Origin of the sequence: Methylobacterium sp. J-026 (assembly GCF_022829585.1) — a bacterium.
Taxonomy (GTDB): domain Bacteria; phylum Pseudomonadota; class Alphaproteobacteria; order Rhizobiales; family Beijerinckiaceae; genus Methylobacterium.
Genome location: NZ_JAKSYC010000280.1, coordinates 1 through 16803, shown reverse-complemented (window position 1 = coordinate 16803; position 16803 = coordinate 1). Strand labels below are relative to the sequence as shown.

The following is a 16803-nucleotide window of genomic DNA, read 5'->3' as shown; positions in this document are numbered from 1 at the left end:
AGCCGGTCGCAATTGAGGACACCTACGTCGCCACCAACGCGCCATCGGCCGATTTGGTCGTACCATGGCACGATGTGACGCGGTACGGGGTGATCTTTCGCACGCCGCAGGGGAGCGGTTACAGCACCGTGCCATCCCTCACGCCGGCCCGCAGATGCGTCACGAGCGCGGCGAGATCGGCGTGGAGCGGGCTCTCGAACCGCAGCGTCTCGCCGGTGCGCGGATGGCTGAACCCGAGCAGCGCCGCGTGCAGCGCCTGTCGCCCCAGAGCCTCCAGGGCGGCCCGGGCATCCGGTGCCAGGCGTGCAGCCTTGGTCCTGAACGCGCCGCCATAGACCGGATCCCCGAGCAGGGGATGGCCGCGATGGGCAAGATGCACGCGGATCTGGTGCGTCCGCCCCGTCTCCAGCTGGCAGCGTACCAGGGCGGCCTCCGGGTAGACCTCGGTGACGGCGTAGTGCGTGACCGCGTGCCGGCCGGACTCATCGGAGACCACGGCGATCTTCTCACGGTGGTAGCGGGAGCGGGCGAGATTCGCGCGGATCGTGCCGGCGCGCGGCTGGGGCAGGCCCCAGACTACGGCCGCGTAGGCGCGTTCCAGCGGCCCGGTGCGGCCGTGATCGGCGAACTGCGCGGTGAGCCCCTGATGGGCGGCGTCGTTCTTGGCGACGACGATGAGCCCGCTCGTATCCTTGTCGAGGCGGTGGACGATGCCGGGGCGGCGCACCCCGCCGATCCCCGACAGGCTCGCCCCGCAATGGGCGATCAGCGCGTTGACCAGGGTCCCGCTCTCGTGCCCGGGGGCGGGGTGAACCACCAGGCCGGCCGGCTTGTCGATGACGATCAGGTCGCCATCCTCGTAGACGATCGGCAGATCCGCGGCCTCCGCGGCCGGTACGGCCGGCGCCGGCGGGGGCAGCGTCAGGGCGATGCGGGCACCGGCCGCGACCTTCTGGGCGGGATCGCGCACCAGCGCGCCATCCCTGGTCACGTGGCCGTCCCGAATGAGATCCTGCAACCGGGCTCGGGACAGGTCCGGAAACAGCGCCACCAGGGCGCGGTCGAGCCGCTGGCCGCCCTCCGCGACGATCCCGGCGCGGTCCTCGATATCCCTGTCCACCACGATCCCTGTCCGCGCTCGATCCGCCCGGTCGCGGCGGATTTCCCGAGGAAGGCCCTTGCCCCCCCGGCGGCACGTGGCTATAGCACCCCCGCACCGCCGGAAAGCTCCCATCGTCTAGCGGTCTAGGACGTCGCCCTCTCACGGCGAAAACAGGGGTTCGATTCCCCTTGGGAGCGCCACCGGTGCATCTTTTGCAAGCTTTGACAGCGCCTTAACAGAAGTGTTCTCTGAACCCGCAATTGCGGTGGGACCACGTTCTCCCTTGGCGTAGTGCTCACCGATAACCTTGCGCAGGCGCCTGGTCCGGGTTTCCCGGTCGAGCGCGATGTCGCCCTTCGCCGAACCGCCGAACCGCGCGTCGCTTGTGGCCAGCCAGTGCGTCTGGCTGGCGATCAGGGCCGTGCGGATCTCCACGACGCCCTCCGCGAGGACGGCCTGGGTCGTCCGGTTGAATGCGACCTTTGGGTTCACGCCGGAGGTGATGGCCCAGGATTGATACGTGAGCGGCTGAAGCATCGGGATGCCCTCGCTCCGGTACTTCTCCGCACAGGTCTGCGCCGAGGCGAAAGACGCGCAGAACCTTGATCCGATCAGCGAACGAGAATGGATTCTCTGCATCCAGTCTTCTGAAAATCGTTGGTCGGCCCGTGCCGAGATCGGCGAGACGCCGGGGCTTGACGCAGGGATGGCACGCGGCCCGTCAATGCGTACGCGCGAACGGGTTGGAGCGCGGCCGAACAGGTCGCACCCGATCGGTGCCCCCTGAGGGGTCAGGCGTCCGGCCCCGGATCCGCCCGCACCGCCGCGATGCCGGCCGCGGCCGCCCAGGCTTCAAGGTCGGCCTTGCGGATCGCCGCCGCCATCATGTCGGGGAACAGGTCGGGCGTGCAGGCGAAGGCCGGCACGCCCAAGGCCGCCAGCCGAGCTGCGAGCGCACGGTCGTAGGCCGGGGCGCCGAAATCCGACAGGGCGAGCAGCGCCACGAACTGCACCCCGGCGGCGACGAGGCGCTGCGCGTGGCCGAGCAGCCCCTCCATGACGCCCCCCTCGTAGAGGTCGGAGATGAGCACGAGAATCGTGTCCTCGGGCCGGGTGATGCGCGAGGCGCAGTAGCCCACCGCCCGGTTGATGTCGGTGCCGCCGCCGAGCTGCACCGAGAACAGCACCTCCACCGGATCATCGAGGGTGTCAGAGAGATCGACCACTTCGGTGTCGAACACCACGAGCCGAGTCGAGACCGCCGGCAGCGACGCCATCACGGCGCCGAAGATGCTGGCATAGACCACGGAGGCGGCCATGGAGCCCGACTGGTCGATGCACAAAACCACGTCCTTCAGCGCGCCCCGGCTCCGGCGCCCGTGGCCGAGCCGGGTCTCCGGGATGATCGTGCCATAGTCCCCCTGGTAGTGGCGCAGATTCGCCCGGATGGTACGGTTCCAGTCGATCTCGGCATGGCGTGGCCGCCGGTTCACCCGGGAGCGGTCGATCGCGCCGTTCACCGCCTGCCGCACCGGCTCTTCGAGCTTGCGCATCAGCTGCTCGACCACCCGGCGCACCACCAGCCGGGCGGTCTCCTTGGTCCGGCCGCCGAGCAGGCTGCGCATGGCGATGAGCGTCGAGACCAGCGCCACGTCGGGCACCACGGCCTCCAGCATCTCGGGCTCGGTGAGCATGCGCTTGAGGTCGAGCCGCTCGAACGCATCGCGCTGCATCACCTGCACCACGGAGGCCGGGAAGTAGTCGCGGATATCGCCAAGCCAGCGCGGCACGGAGGGCGCGGAGGCGCCGAGCCCGCCCTTGCGGTCGGAATCGTAGAGGGCGCCGAGCGCCTGATCGATCCGCAGGTCGCGCTCCGACAGGGAGCAGCCGGTGCCGTCGGCCGGGCCGCCGCCCAGGACGAGGCGCCAGCGGCGCAGGCGCTCGGTCTCGCTCACGCCGTCGCCTCCGATGTTTTTTCCCAGGCAGCGGGCTCGGGCCCGAGGAGCAGGCGCAGGATCGGCAGCACCCGCTCGGCGCGCGCCGCATCGAACGTCGCCCCCGGGAGTCCGTCGCCGGCGCCCGCGCCCTCCGGCCGGGCTAGGGCCTCGCCGATGACGCGGCGCTCGGCCGGGGCCAGCGTCGCGAAGGTCCGGCGTACCAGGGGCAGGAGTTCCGCGAAGGTTTCTTGGGACAGGCCGCAGAGCCAGGAATCGATCAGGGCGAGCAGGCCCCGGCCGTGGATCAGCGTCGTGCCGCTGTCCTCCAGAAAGCCCTCGATCCAGGCCGCCGCCGCCAGGGCCCCGGTCGCCCGCGACAGGGCGCGGCGCAGATGGTCGCTCGCCTCGGCGTCCGTCAGGGCGCCACCCTCGTGGAGGAGGCGCACCGCCCGGCCGACCACCCGGCCGTGGACATGCTCCTGGTCGGCGAGCGCCCGCAGGGCGTCCCGCGAGACCGACGTCAGGTCCGGATCCTCCTGGAGCGCGACCGCCCCGGAGACCGCGACGATGCGGGTCTTCGCGGCGGCGGCGGCCGCATCGTCGAGGCTCTGGCAGGCGGCAACGAGGCCGGCGGCGGCCCGGGGCAGCAGCCCCCGCACCAGGGCCAGGACCGGTGCCGTGTCGGAGGCCCGGACCGAACCGTAGCGGGCGAGTTCCGCGAGCGGCGGCAACGCCTCCATCAGGTCGAACACGTCCGCCGAGACGGCGGCGCGGGCATCGAGCGCCCGGATCACGTCGCCGCTCGCCGCCGCGAGGTCGGCATCGAGCAGCGTGCCGATCAGCGCCGCGAGCTCGGCCATCCAGGTCGCGCCCCGCGCCTTGGCGCGGACCCGCTCGGCGGCGGCCTCCGCGACCGTGCCGCCATCCGCGGAGGCCGCCACCAGCTCCACCACCCAATCGGGCTGCCAGGCGAGGGCCCACGCCTCCCTGAAGGTGCCGCGCCCGCGCGCGTGGCGGGGCGTCCCCCAGGGGATGTCGAGCAGGCGCAGCCGGTTGAGGAACCGGCTGCGGGCGAGGTCGGTCTCCTTGCGCAGGTCGAGGGTGATCTCGCCGGCCTCCGCGCCGGGCTTGAGCCGCAGGCGCCGGCACTGGGCCTCGAAATCGACCTCCACGGGGGTGCCGGCGCTGCGCGGCAGGGTCGCGCCGAGGCGCTCGCCGATCACGAGCTTGCGCCGGATCAGGGCCATCGGGGCCGGGTCGGCGAAGCACAGGGTCGCGAGAGCCGCCTCGTCGAGATCCTCCAGGGCGGGCTGCGCCCGGCCGCGGAAGCCCGCCAGGGCCTCGGCAAGGCGAGTGGCCTCGATCACCGAGGCCGGCGAGGCGTCGAGATCGGCTGCGCGCAGCAGGGCGGCCGCCCGGGCGAGCCAGCGGGCCGCGACCCGGCCCTCGTGGTTCCACAGGGTGTCGTACCATTCGGGCGACAGCACGCCGGCCCGGTAGCCGCTCGACGCCGCCAGGCGCGGATAGGACCACGGCGCCCAGGCGGCCGCGACCTTCGCCTTCGGCAGGCCCTTGAGAATCGCGGTGTCGGCCGCGGCCTGGCCGCGGGCGTCGTGGCGCAGCAGCGCCGGGACGTGCCACCCGCCGCAGACCACGGCGATCCGCGCGAACCCGTCCCGGGCGGCGCGCCGGATGCCGGCCCGCATCTGCGCCTCACGGGCCGCGTCCTCGGGTTCGGCCCCCTCCGGCTCCGCCTCGCGCAGGGCCGTCATCGCCTCCGCGATGGCCCCGAACACGTCGCCGGCCTCACCGCCCCGGCTCTCCACCAGGGCGTCCCACCAGCGCTCGCCGTCGGCGTGCCCGGCCGCCTGCGCAAGCTCGCCCAGTGGATCGCGCCGCATCGCGGCGGCGGGGTCCGGGCGTTCGATCGCGGGCTCCGCTGCGGCATCGGCTGCCGCCGCCTCCGGAGGCCTCGGCCCGGGCGGGAACCCGTCCGCGAGCCGGACCGCCTGCGGCAGGTCGATGAACCGGACCGGGATCCCGGCGGCGAGGCCGTGCCGCAGGGCGACCCATTCCGGCGAGAACCCGGCGCAGGGGAAGAAAGCGCAGGAGCGCGGCCGGTCCGGCCGGTAGACCAGGAGCGCCACCGGCGGGCTCATGCCGGGATCGGCGGCGAGCGGGAGCAGCGGCTCGGCCTCCGGCGGCCCCTCGATCAGCAGGCAATCCGGCGTGAACCCGTCGAGCGCCGCCCGCAGCGACCGGGCCGAGCCCGGCCCGTGGTGGCGGATGCCGAAGATCCGGATCTCGGCCATGACGCGCCTTCAGCCGATTTCGCGGGCAGCGCGGTAGAAGTCGGACCAGTCCGGCCGCTCCTTGACCACGGTCTCCAGGTATTCCCGCCAGACGATGGCGTCCTGCACGGGATCCTTCACCACGGCGCCGCCGATCCCCGAGACGAGGTCCCGCACCGCGAGCCGCCCGTCGCCGAAATGGGCGGCGAGCGCGAGGCCGTTGCCGACCACGCTGATCGCCTCGGCGGTGGAGAGCGTGCCCGAGGGCTGCTTGACCTTGGCCTTCCCGTCCGCGGTCACGCCCTCGCGCAGCTCCCGGAAGATCGTCACCACCCGGCGGATCTCGTCGGCCCCCGGGGGCTGGGCCGGGATCTCGAAGGCGCGCCCGAGGGCAGCCACCCGCGATTCCACGATGGCGATCTCGGCCTCGATCGTGTCGGGCGGCGGCAGCACCACGGTGTTGAACCGGCGCTTGAGCGCGCTCGACAATTCGTTCACGCCCCGGTCGCGGTTGTTGGCGGTGGCGATGAGGTTGAAGCCCTTCCGGGCCGGCACCTCGTCGTTGAGTTCGGGGATCGGCAAGGTCTTCTCGGACAGGATGGTGATGAAGCTGTCCTGCGTCTCCGAGGGGATGCGGGTCAGCTCCTCGACCCGGGCGATCTGGCCCCGCTCCATCGCCCGCATCACCGGCGAGGCAACCACGGCGTCGCGGCTCGGCCCCTTGGCGAGCAGCAGGGCGTAGTTCCAGCCGTAGCGGATCGCCTCTTCGCTGGTCCCGGCCGTGCCCTGCACGGTGAGCCGCGAGGTGCCGCAGATCGCCGCCGCCAGATGCTCGCTGACCCAGCTCTTGGCGGTGCCGGGAACGCCGAGCAACAGCAGCGCCCGGTCGGTGGCGAGCGTCGCCACGGCGATCTCCATGAGCCGCCGGTCACCGATGTATTTCGGGCTGATCGCAGCGCCGGAGGGCAGCGACCCACCCATCAGGTAGGTGACGACCGCCTGCGGCGACATCCGCCAGTTCGGCGGCCGGGGCCGGTCGTCGGCGGCGCACAGGGCGGCGATCTCCTCCGCGAAGGCCTCCTCGGCGGCCAGGCGCAGCCGGGCCGTGGCGGACGTGTCGGTCGGGCTCATCGTGGGGCGGTCTCCGGAACGGTCGGATCGGGAGCGAAGTCGCGCCGCATGGCGGCGCGCAGCTCCAGGGTCTCGGCGAGGCGGGCGAGGGCGCCGGCTAGATGCCGGTCGCCGTTCTGCGGGAACCGGTCGCGGAGTGCGCCCGCCGCGGCCGCGGCATCGCGGCTCGGCCAAGCCCGCTCGGCCAAGCCGTCAATCAGGCGGCCGAGCTGCCAGGGCGGGTCCGGTACCGTGCCGCGCCCAATCAGGGCGGCGAGCCAACCGAGCAGGACGCGCGTGAACGGCTCGGAGAAGCGCGACGGTCCCTGTCCGAGATGCACGAGCACGTTCGCCGTCGCGTCGGCCCGGATGAGTCCCTCCACCAGCCGTTCCCAATCCGTCGCCGGCAGCAGGGCCGCCGCCGCCGCCCAGTCGGCCCGGAGCGCTTCGGAGGGTGCGACGCCCGGGAGCCGCCCGGCGCAGGCCTCGCCCAGCACCGTCGCCAGAGCCTCGCTCCAGGCGGGCTCGCCCGCGCGGCGCGCAGCGGTCAGCAGACCGGCGCAGATCTCGCGCGACCAGTCGGTGCGCAGCGCCAGCTCGATCCAGCGCCGCGGCGGGTGTTCGGCCAAGGCGTGGAGCGGTGACGCCGCCAGCACCTCCCGCAGCAGCCCGGCCCGGATGCCGCTCCCCTGCCCGGCATGGGCACGCGGGGCGATTCCGTCCCGGGCCAGCGCCGGATCCTCCTCCGGCAGGGTGACGACCAGGGTGTAGGCGGTTCCGAGCAGCCGGCGCTTGGCCTCGATCCGGAGGGCTTCCCGCGCCCGGGCCGCCATGCGGGCCGCGAAGGCCGAACCCGGCAGGCGGGGAAGCAGGTACTGCGCCTCCGCCCGGACTTCGGCGGCGCGGTCATTCAGGCAGGTTTCGAGGAACGGACCGTCCGCCTCCGACAGCCCGACCGCCAGGGCCGCCACGAACCGCGCGCGCAGCCCCGCCTTCTCGGCGGTGAACCCGGCTGCGAGGGCCGCGCGCGCCGCCGCGGCGTCGCCTGCGCGCAAGCTGCGGAAGGCGGCCTGGCGATCCGCGGGAGCGCCCAGGGTCCAGTCGGGCGCGGTTGGCGTGGCCTCCGGCTCGCCCGCGCCGGCACAGGCCCGGTCGAGCCAGGCGAGTTCGGCGCCGGCGACCCGCGCGACCGCCTCCGGCAGGTCGCCGCGGCGGGCCGCCAGTGCCGGCAACAGCCAGGCCGGCGCCCGCAGCCCCGCCTTGCCCGCGAGATCGCACCATTCCGCCACGCGGGCCCGGTCCCCCTTGGTCAGGAGCAGGGCGAGGCGCGACGCCGCCGCGGGCGGGCATTCGGCACCCGCGGGTGGGCGCACGGTCACCGGCACCAGCGCGTCCGGCGCAAAGCCTGACCCGGCGAGGTGGTGGATCCCGTGGGCGGCGAGCCGCGCCAGCAGGGTGGCGCCGGCATCGGCGCTCGGGTCGAACACCACGCGGTCGTCGCCGGTCCCGTGCGCCCCGGTGCGGTCGGCCCCAAGCAGGGCGGCCGCCAGGGTCCGATCCCAGGCCTCCGCAACCGCGGTCGATCCGGGCGACACGGCGTCCATCAGGCCGCCCGCAGAAGGATCGGGCGCGGATCCTGCGCCGGGACCGCGAAGCGGCGCCCGGCGCCGCCCACGGCCAGGACCTGGAGGCCGAAGCCATTGAAAAGACCGAACAGATCGACCGGATGGCCCCCCGACACCGCCAGCACGGCGGGGAGGTGCGGGTCGGCCCGCAGGGGCAGGCAGCCGGTGGCATCGCCCGCCGCCAGGCCGCCGCCGCCCGCGAGATGCCCGAGCCGCACGCCGGCCACGCAGACCGGCCAGGCCTCGGTCCAGGGTGCGCGTGCCAGGGCTGCCGCGAAGCTGTCCCGGGCTCGAGCCACGCTCCCAGCGCCCGGCAGCGCGGCGGCGGCGGCCACGACCGTGCGGTCGCGGAGGACCGCCCGGAGCGGCGGGTCCCCCGGATGGAAGGCGAGGCTCCCGACGTAATCCTGGCCCGGGGACGGCACGAGCGGCAGAGCTCCCGCCCCGGCGGCAAAATCGATCACCTGAGCCGGAAGGCCGGTCCGGCGCCCCACGAGCCAGACGGTGCGGACCGTCAGCCTGTCCTCCTCGGTGACGGTGTGGGCGAGGACGGCCCACTCGTCGGGTACCCCCGCACGGGCCGCCAATGCGTCGGCGCTCACGGGGAAGCCGATGGCGCCGCGCACGCCGGCCGCCTGTTCCGGCGCGAGCGCGTCGAGGCGCTGGGCCGCCCGGACGAGGAGCGCGAGCCGGCCGATGCCGAGGGCCAGAGCCGTCTCGGGGGCAGCCGCGCCCGGCCGGGACCCCGCCGCGGCGAGGCCCGGCAGGGCGCGGACCCGACGGGCGAGGCCGGGCGCCTGCCCGTCGACCAGACGCCCGGCCATGCGGTCCCAGAACGCGTAGGGCTCGGCCCGGGCCGCCGCGAGCCCGCGCCGCATCAGATCGCGCAGCCACAGGTCGAGTTCGTCCAGGGCGGCGGAGACCTTCTCCGCGCGGGCTTGCCGCCGCCGGTCCTGTGCGGTTGCGTCGACGGGTTTGGCGGCGTCTCCCACTCGGCTCGCGGCGACGCGATTCTCCCGTCCGCGGCTCCAGGCGGCGACCCAGTCCGGCGGCGCGGCCTCGGGCAGCGCCGCGGCGGTCCCGATTAGCATCAGTCCGATCGCGTGTTTGCAGGGGAATTTCCGGCTCGGGCAGCTGCACTTGGCCGCCGGCCCGGCCGGATCCGCCACCGTCCGATAGGGCGCGGCTCCGCTGCCCTTGATCTCGCCCCAGACCAGGGTGCCGGTGCGCCCGAGCCCGTGCCATTTCGCCGGCTTCGCCTGATCCTGGCCGGCCTTGCGGCTGGCCGCATCCGGGGCGAAATCGAGGATCTGATCGGCGGACAGGGTCATGCGATCGGATGTTGTCGTGCCGATTCGGTGCCGTTGCGTGACGGTAGAAGACGCTCGGCGAGTTGGAAAGTGTCGTCGGCCGATTCGGCCGCGGAAATCAGGTTTCTCAGCTTCCCTGCCAAACGTTTTTGTGGGCTATCATCCAGTTACAGGCTAAGTATTTGACTATTTCAAGCAATACGACTGCCAAATTTGCAATAATTGCGGCGGACTTTCTTATGGCCAGCTAATGCGCCCGCGCAAAATATGGCCCCTGTCCACTCCGGTGTACCGGTAGCACTACGCGCGACATCTCGAGGTTGATCGGCCCGTCGGCGACGGTGAAGGCCGGCGACAGGTCGTTGCCGATCCGGATGCGCACCGCGCCGCCGGCATCGGCCGTCGTCTTCGACAGCCGCATCATGCCCTGCGACGCCTGGCAGGCCTCGGCCGCCTCGCGGCCGCCCGCGAGCAGCATCCCCGCCACTGCGCCCGCAGCCACCAACCCGCCGACGATCACGATGCGGCTCGGCGAGAGCATCGGCTTGCCCGAGCCGGGGCGGGCTGTGCCGCGATCGAGAACCGTGTCGTCGACCTGCACTCGGTGCGCACTATTCTCGTGTTCGATTTTTGACATTCGTCAGGGCCACGAAAACGGAACGATGTAATTCTCATGCCAAATTCTCTCAAAAGATCCGCCAATCGACTAGGATTGATCATATAGATTCAAAAATACCATGGTATATGCCTGTGCGGCCACCAAACCGACTTCTAGGCAGACGGAAAAAACCGGTCTATTGGTGCTCCGGACCTATCGCAACAGGCTTGACGAGGCGCAGGTCTTTCCCGGTCTGGCAGCGTCGACGCGGCCTCGGAGGACCGATTGCGATGCCGCTTCTGGGAGTGGAATGAACGGCTCAGCCTGCGAGACCCTGATCGTCGCCGACGATCATCCGCTGTTCCGTGAGGGCATGCGGCAGATCGCCGAACGGCTCTACCCGCAGGCTCTCGTCCGGGAAGCCGCCACGATGGAGCAGGTCCTGGCGACGGCCCGTACCGGGCCACCCCCGCAGGCGTTCTTCCTGGACCTCCTGTTTCCCGGCCTCGATCCGCGGCGGTCGATCGGCGCGCTGCGCGTGGAATTCGAGCGCGCCTCGATCGTCGTCGTGTCGATGATCGAGGACGAGAGCCTGATTCGGGCGGTGATGGCGGACGGCGCCGACGGGTTCATCGGCAAATCGTTGCCTGCGTGCGAGATCACCCGGGCGATCGCGGCGATCCGCGACGGGGAATTGGTGATCCGGCGCAGCGCCGTCTCGGGCCTCGGCACGCCGCGCTGTCCGCTCCCGCCCCTGACGCGGCGCCAGCACGAGGTGCTGCGCCTCGTCGCCCAGGGGCGCACCAACAAGGAGATCGCCCGGGAGCTCGACATCTCGCCCTTCACGGTGCGTATCCATGTCTCGTCGCTCCTGAGGGCGCTCGACGTCCCCTCCCGGTCCGCGGCCGCCGCGAAGGCGGCCAATGCCGGCTTCGGGGGATGACGGGACCACGGCCGGGCTGCGACGCGACAGGGCATCTGGACTCGACAGGTCGAGGACAGCGCGCCGGGGCCGGCCCGGAGCGGACGCCGGAGGGGCGCCCCGAGCAAAGGCACGGGACGGCATCGGCGCCGCGCTGCGCCTCGCCGGGCAGCCCTGAGCCGCCGATGACCCTATCGCGAAGCCGGCCGGACGAGGATTACGACAACGAGAAGGCCCAGGCGCTCATCCGGGCCGTCATCATCGGCTGCGTCTGCCTGTATCTCCTGCCCCAGATCCTCGGCGGGATCGCCCCGCCGGAAGCCCGGTTCGTCGCGTACCTGGTGACGTGCCACTGGCTCTTCGCCGTGGCGCTGTACGGCTGGATCGCCCGGCATCCCGGCGGCAACACACCGCGGCGCGTGATTACCGTCCTCCTCGACCTGGGTGGGATGACCTACGCGATGGCCGTGGGCGGCGCCCCGTTCCTGCCGCTGTACATGATCGTGATCCGGCTGATCGTCGGCAACGGCTTGCGCTACGGGACCGGCGCCCTGACGGCCTCTACGGTCGCCGCCCTGATCTCGATCGCGGTCACGACGTACTGCAACGCCTATTGGCGCGACAATCCCTTCGTCGTCCTGACGCTGACGGCCATCACGCTCCTCGTGCCGACCTACCTCTACACCCTACTGAAGCGCCTCCGCGGCGCCTACGCCCGCGAGCAAGAGGCGAATCTGTCCAAGTCGCGCTTCCTGGCGCAGGCGAGCCACGATCTGCGCCAGCCGATCCACGCGATCAGCCTGTTCACCGCCTGCCTGCGGAGCGCCAGGCTGGGTCCGGACGAACTGCAGATGGTCGAGAACATCGACCGGTCCCTGCAGAGCGTCTCGCGCTTGTTCAAGTCGCTGCTGGACATCTCGACCCTCGACAGCGGCAAGTTGGAGCCCCGTCTGGAGCCCGTATCGATCGACGCGATCATCGAGGACGTGCGGCGCCAGAATTCCGAGGCGGCGCTGCGCGACGGGACCGCTTTGCGCGCGCGTCCCTGCAAGTGCGTCGTGAATACCGATCGGGCGCTGCTCACCACCATGGTGCAGAACATCGTCAACAACGCGATCAAGTACGCCCCCGGCCGGCCGATCCTGATCGCCTGCCGCCGACGGAGGGGCCGCCTCGCCATCCAGGTCTACGATCGCGGTCCCGGGATCGCGGTCGAGCATCAGGAGCGGGTCTTCGACGAGTTCTACCGGGTCCGCCAACGCGGCGACCGGGACCTTGAGGGAGTCGGTCTCGGCCTGCCTATCGTTCGCCGCCTCGGGACTTTGCTGGACCTGGCGGTGACGCTTCGCTCGGTGCCGGGCCGCGGGACCTGCGTGAGCATCGGCAACCTGCCGGTCACCCGGGACCCTGGGCCCGCGGCGGCCGGGGATGCACGCGACCCGTCCCCGACGATGGGCGGCCTGCGGGTGCTTCTGGTCGAGGACGACGAGGCCGTGCTGAGGGCGACGGCGAGCCTGCTCGAGACCTGGGGATGCCGGGTTCAGGCCGAATCCGCGATCCCCGACGCCGTCCCCGAGATCGATCTCCTCATCACCGATTTTGAACTCGGGAACGGCGTCACGGGAACCGAGTGCATCGCGGCGGTTCGCGGCCTCCTGGGGCGCGCGCTGCCGGCGGTGGTGATCAGCGGACACGATGCGACGCGCGTACGCGCGGACTTGGGCGCGCCGGACATCCCGATCCTGTCGAAGCCAGTTCGCCCGGCCGAGCTGCGCTCCGTCCTCCTTGCGGCGCGGTTGAGGATGCGCCCCGATCCATCGCCCGACAGATGAAGGCAGTCGTCGGGATGGCGGGAGCCTGAACTGGAACGCGGGAGCGAGCCGGCCGATGGCCAGCGACAGGGCATAGCGGTGCAACCGCGGCACCAAGCCGATCCGGTCGTCCTTCACGGCACCCGGGGCGTGCCGGCCGATCGCGGCACCACCGAGGATTGGGTCAGGCGTCCCAGGATCGCGCCGAGGGGCGAGCGAGGGTCTTTCGCAACACCGTCCGAATCGTTTTGGCGTGGCCTGTCGCCGTTTTGCCCCGGCATCTGGGTGTGACCGGAGCTGGCATCGCTGGGCGGTTCCCGCTGTTTGCTGGCGGGTTGCCCGTTCGGATGTTCACATCGACCGATGGTCTGGAACCCGTCGGGTTCTTCGGCGCAGAGAGCGACCGGCACTCATCTCTGGTCGATATCGACGGCGCCAATGATGCAAGTATACCAGTGATAATTCCCGACCGACCGGAACCACGTTGCGCGCGACCCGTTTGAGCCGCGTTGCCGATGGGGCAGCGGTGCGCGGATGGGAACCGGTCGGATCGTGACGGAGGGCGTCGACAGGCACGAACTTCGGCAGATCATCGCCGGCCTCAGCGAGGGTGTGATCCTGGTCGAGCCCGACCAGTCGATCGCCTATGCCAACGCCGCCGCCCTGGCGATGCACGGGGTCGAAACGCTCGACGAGCTCGGCTCGACGGTCGATGCCTATCGCGCGCGCTTCTCGCTCCGCTACCGCAACCATCGGGCGCCGGAGAATTACCCGATCGAACGCGTCGTTGCCGGCGAAACCTTCCACGATGTGGTGGTCGAGGTCACCCGCGCGGACCGGCCCGATTGCGATTTCGTCCACTCGCTCCGAAGCCTGGTCGCCACCGACCGCGATGGTGCCCCGAGCTGCCTCGCCCTGATCCTGAAGGATGTCTCGGATCAGTTCGAAGCCGAGGATCGCTTCGAGCGGACCTTCAACGCCAATCCGGCGCCGGCCTTGATCACGCGGCTCGCAGATCTGCGTCACGTGAAGGTCAATCACGGCTTCCTGGAGATGACCGGCTACACCCGTGAGGCCGTGATCGGACGGAGCGTCTACGAGGTCGACGTGCTCGCCAATGCCCGCAACCGGGACTTGGCGGTCTCGCGTCTCAACGAGGGCGGCACGATCCCGCAGATGGAGGCGTGCCTCGACCTGCCCGATGGCGGACGGCGTTTCGTGATCGTGGCCGGGCAGCCCATGGAGATGGGCGACGAGCCGTGCATGCTGTTCACCTTCGCCGATCTGGAGTTGCGCCGCAAAGCCGAGACCGCGCTCCGCCAGAGCGAGGAGCGGTTCGCCACGTCGTTTCGCCTCACGCCGATCCCGACCATCCTGGTCCGGGCGGACGACTTCACGGTCACCGGCGTCAACGAGGCTTTCGGGCGGGTCTTCGGTCTGGGAGAGGATCGGGTCGTCGGGCGCAGCCTGGACGAGGCCGGTCTCTGGGTCGCGCATGCCCAGCGGGCGGCGTTCGAGGCCGCGGTCGCCCGGGACGGGAGCGTCCTCGGCGTCGAAGTGTGCCTGCGTCACGAGAACGGATCCAGCCTCGACTGCATGGTCTCCGCGGAGCGGGTCACCATTAATGATGCCGACTTCGTGTTGCTGGTTCTGCAGGACATCACGGATCGCAAGCACACCGAGCGCGAGTTGTTCGGCGCCATCGAAGCGGTGATGGCCGATACCTCGTGGTTCAGTCGCGGCCTGATCGAGAAGCTCGCCAACCTCCGCCGCCCCGGCCGGGAGAGCGCGGACGGATCCGCCCCGAACCTGACGGTGCGGGAGCGCCAGATCCTGAACCTGATCTGCGCAGGTCTCGACGACGACGCCATCGCGCGCAAGCTCGGCCTGTCGCGCAACACCGTGCGCAATCACGGGGCCGCGCTGTACCGCAAGCTCGGCGTCCACCGACGCACCGAGGCGCTCGTCTGGGGGCGCGAAAACGGGTTTCCACTTCACGCGGCCGGTAGCTGAATTTCAGAATACCGGTACGAAAGCACTATTGTAACGGCTGGGGCGATCGACATCTGACGGTCGGTCTTTCCTGACCCGGGACGAGCGGACGGCTCGAGCGCGTTAGCCGGTCGAGGAGCGCAAGCGTGCGGTCCAGGACGCAAACGGCCCCCCCGCCGACACCCGGCCGGGGCCCGGGGCTGAGCGTCATGCATCGCGTGGCGGCCCGGTGGGTCGCTGGAACGAACAGAACAGAGAGGAAGAACGACATGGTGGACACGGATCGGATCACGGGCGCCGCGAAGGAGCTGGGCGGGAAGGTGCAGGGCGCGGTCGGCGACCTGACCGGCTCGCATCGGGACTCGGCCGAGGGCCGCGCCCGGGAGGCGGCGGGACAGGCCGAGGGCCTGTACGGCCAGGCCAAGGACACCGTCCGCGACGCCGCCGGGCACGTCGCCGACACCGCCCGCCACATCGGCGGCAAGGTCCGCGACACCGTGGGCGACGTCGTCGGATCGGGGGATGTCGAGGACCGCGCCCGCCGCGCCCAGGGCGCCGCCCAGGACCACTACGACCGCGCCGAGCGCGGCGTCCGCCACGCCGCCGACGAGGCCTCGGACTACGCCGAGGACGCCTACGCGCGCGGCAGCCAGTACCTGCGCCGGGGCACCCGCGAGGTCGGCCATCAGGTCGCCGAGTACCCGCTCGCCTCGCTGCTCATCGCCGGCCTGGCCGGCTTCGGCCTCGGCCTGCTGGTCAGCGCCACCCGCGACTGAGCCATCCCCTCGCCCCGACGCGCCCGCCGACGCCGAACCGGTATCCCTGTCGGCGGTGGGCGCTCCAGATCCTCGACGACCCCTTTTCCGGAGTGACAGCGTGACCCCCATCCAGACCGCCGCGACACCGCTTTCCCCCGACGCGCATGCCGACACGCGCGCCGTCCTGCTCAACCAGGTGTCCTGGGGCGCCATCTTCGCGGGCGCCGTGACCGCCCTCGTGACCCAGGTGATCGTCAACCTGATCGGCGTCGGCGTCGGCCTGGCCTCGGTGGGCCCCAACGCCGCCGACAACCCGGCCGCCTCGACAGTGTCGATGTCGGCGGGCGTGTGGTTCGTGGCCTCGGGCATCGTCGCCTCGCTGGCCGGCGGGGCGATCGCGGGCCGGCTCTCGGGCAAGACCCTGCCGGGGGCGGCCGCGCTGCACGGGCTGGTGTCCTGGGCGGTGACGACCCTCGTGGTCCTGTACCTGCTGACCTCGGCGGCCACGGGGCTGGTCGGGGGGACGCTGAGCACCGTCTCGGGGGCGCTGGGCGGGGCGGGCAACCTCGTGGGTGGGACCGTGCAGACGGCGGCCCAGGCGGCGGCGCCGTCCCTGTCGAAGATCTCGAACCCCCTCGACGGGATCGAGAATTCCGTGCGCCAGCAGGCGGCCGGCCAGGACCCGCAGGCGGCCCGCGACGCGGCGGTGGCGGCGGTCAAGGCGCTGTTCACGGGTGATGCCGGGCAGAAGCAGCAGGCCGAGGCGCGGGCGGCCGACGCCCTGGCCAAGGCGCAGAACATCCCGGTCGATCAGGCCAAGCAGCAGATCCAGGACTACGAGAAGCAGTACGACCAGGCTGTGGCCACGGCCAAGCAGAAGGCCGAGGCCGCGGCGGTGACGGCCAAGTCGGCGGCCACGCAGGGGGCGTTCTACGCGGCGATCGCCCTGGTCCTGGGGGCGCTGGCGGCATTCCTGGGCGGGCGCCTGGGCGCGCCCAAGCCGGCGACGCTGCTCGGCACCTACGAGACCCGGCGCGTCTGACCCGGCGCGATCCGGTCGGCCCCCGCGGGCTGCGGGGGCCGGCACCACCGGCGCGGGCCCGGCCAACCCGCAACCGCGAACCTCGACCGCAACCTCAACCGCAACCTGAAGGAGCGCACGCGATGAGCAGCACCGGCGACAAGATCAAGGGCCTGGCCAACGAGGCCGTGGGCAACGTCAAGCAGGCGGCCGGCAAGGCGACGGGCAACGACAAGCTCGTGGCCGAGGGCAAGGCGCAGGAGCTGAAGGGCGAGGCGCAGAAGACGGTGGGCGACGTCAAGGACGGCGCCAAGAGCCTGGCCGAC

13 protein-coding genes and 1 tRNA gene are annotated in these 16803 nt (G+C 71.8%); 7 read left to right on the top strand and 7 right to left on the bottom strand.

Annotated elements, in window-relative coordinates; translation table 11 throughout:
- Positions 1–118: 118 nt before the first annotated feature.
- On the bottom strand, positions 119–1123 hold the full coding sequence (locus MKK69_RS23690) for an RluA family pseudouridine synthase (protein WP_243971929.1): 1005 nt from the start codon (positions 1121–1123) through the stop codon (positions 119–121).
- A gap of 103 nt (positions 1124–1226) precedes the next feature.
- Between MKK69_RS23690 and MKK69_RS23685 the strand changes: the two genes are divergently transcribed.
- Positions 1227–1302 (top strand) — tRNA-Glu (locus MKK69_RS23685).
- Positions 1303–1893: 591 nt separating this feature from the next.
- Here the strand turns inward: MKK69_RS23685 and MKK69_RS23680 are convergent.
- The 6 genes from MKK69_RS23680 to MKK69_RS23655 form a co-directional block, all read right to left on the bottom strand.
- Positions 1894–3057 (bottom strand): VWA domain-containing protein, encoded by a 1164-nt coding sequence (locus tag MKK69_RS23680; RefSeq protein ID WP_243971927.1) that lies wholly within the window; start codon positions 3055–3057, stop codon positions 1894–1896.
- Positions 3054–5351 carry a DUF5682 family protein gene (locus MKK69_RS23675; RefSeq protein WP_243971925.1) on the bottom strand — a complete coding sequence of 766 codons (2298 nt, stop codon included), beginning with the start codon at positions 5349–5351 and terminating at the stop codon, positions 3054–3056. The genes MKK69_RS23680 and MKK69_RS23675 overlap by 4 nt, the downstream gene beginning before the upstream one ends.
- Before the next feature lie 9 nt (positions 5352–5360).
- Complete coding sequence (locus MKK69_RS23670) at positions 5361–6461, bottom strand: ATP-binding protein (protein WP_243971923.1); 1101 nt, start codon at positions 6459–6461, stop codon at positions 5361–5363.
- Positions 6458–8044: a DUF5691 domain-containing protein gene (locus MKK69_RS23665; protein WP_243971921.1), complete on the bottom strand. Its 1587-nt coding sequence runs from the start codon at positions 8042–8044 to the stop codon at positions 6458–6460. The genes MKK69_RS23670 and MKK69_RS23665 overlap by 4 nt, the downstream gene beginning before the upstream one ends.
- A complete protein-coding gene (locus MKK69_RS23660; protein ID WP_243971919.1) occupies positions 8044–9396 on the bottom strand; it encodes an SWIM zinc finger domain-containing protein in 1353 nt (450 codons plus the stop codon). Before MKK69_RS23660 ends, MKK69_RS23665 begins: the two co-directional genes overlap by 1 nt.
- Before the next feature lie 226 nt (positions 9397–9622).
- Positions 9623–9976 carry a hypothetical protein gene (locus MKK69_RS23655; RefSeq protein ID WP_243971917.1) on the bottom strand — a complete coding sequence of 118 codons (354 nt, stop codon included), beginning with the start codon at positions 9974–9976 and terminating at the stop codon, positions 9623–9625.
- A gap of 307 nt (positions 9977–10283) precedes the next feature.
- Here MKK69_RS23655 and MKK69_RS23650 point away from each other — a divergent pair, with 307 nt between their 5' ends.
- From MKK69_RS23650 to MKK69_RS23625, 6 genes are all read left to right on the top strand, one after another.
- Positions 10284–10916 (top strand): LuxR C-terminal-related transcriptional regulator, encoded by a 633-nt coding sequence (locus MKK69_RS23650; protein ID WP_243971915.1) that lies wholly within the window; start codon positions 10284–10286, stop codon positions 10914–10916.
- 164 nt (positions 10917–11080) lie between these two features.
- The gene (locus MKK69_RS23645; RefSeq protein ID WP_243971913.1) at positions 11081–12727 is read left to right on the top strand and encodes a hybrid sensor histidine kinase/response regulator; all 1647 of its coding nucleotides are present in this window, start codon (positions 11081–11083) and stop codon (positions 12725–12727) included.
- A gap of 531 nt (positions 12728–13258) precedes the next feature.
- A complete protein-coding gene (locus MKK69_RS23640) occupies positions 13259–14719 on the top strand; it encodes a helix-turn-helix transcriptional regulator (RefSeq protein WP_243972025.1) in 1461 nt (486 codons plus the stop codon).
- A 248-nt stretch (positions 14720–14967) separates the two neighbouring features.
- Entirely contained in the window at positions 14968–15474 is a 507-nt protein-coding gene (locus MKK69_RS23635; RefSeq protein ID WP_243971911.1) for a CsbD family protein, read from the top strand.
- A 100-nt stretch (positions 15475–15574) separates the two neighbouring features.
- Positions 15575–16498 carry a PhnA-like protein gene (locus MKK69_RS23630; protein WP_243971909.1) on the top strand — a complete coding sequence of 308 codons (924 nt, stop codon included), beginning with the start codon at positions 15575–15577 and terminating at the stop codon, positions 16496–16498.
- A 122-nt stretch (positions 16499–16620) separates the two neighbouring features.
- Positions 16621–16803, top strand: a 183-nt coding sequence (locus MKK69_RS23625; RefSeq protein WP_243971907.1) for a CsbD family protein, incomplete at its 3' end; no start/stop codon positions are given.